The following is a 335-nucleotide window of genomic DNA, read 5'->3' as shown; positions in this document are numbered from 1 at the left end:
CGCTGGGCGAAGGCGTGCGGCTGGGCGTGGACCTGGAACTGCTGCGGCCGCGCGCCCGCCTGCTGGAGGTCGTGCAGCGCTGCTTCGACCCGGAGGAGGTGGCGTGGCTGGAAAGCCTGGACCAGGCCGACCGCGAACACTGGTTCTTCCGCGTGTGGTGCGCCAAGGAAGCGATGCTGAAGGCGCACGGCCAGGGTATCTCGTTCGGCCTGCACCGCCTGCAGCTGGCGCCGGGGGCCGATGGCGCCCTGCACCTGCGCTGGTGCGACCCGGAACTGGGCGAGGCCGCGCGCTGGCACCTGCACGAATGGCAGGCCACCGGTCAGTTCCGGGCG

The 335-nt window shown here is 72.5% G+C and carries 1 protein-coding gene; it reads left to right on the top strand.

Features of this window, described 5'->3' with window-relative positions; genetic code table 11:
* On the top strand, positions 1-335 hold a 335-nt coding region (locus tag DL891_RS16775), incomplete at both ends, for a 4'-phosphopantetheinyl transferase superfamily protein (protein WP_157962604.1).

It is taken from the genome of Homoserinimonas sp. OAct 916, assembly GCF_003260275.1.
In the GTDB taxonomy this organism is placed as follows: Bacteria; Actinomycetota; Actinomycetes; order Actinomycetales; family Microbacteriaceae; genus OACT-916.
The sequence above is the reverse complement of the archived record's forward strand: the minus strand, read 5'-3'. Positions and strand labels throughout refer to the sequence as shown.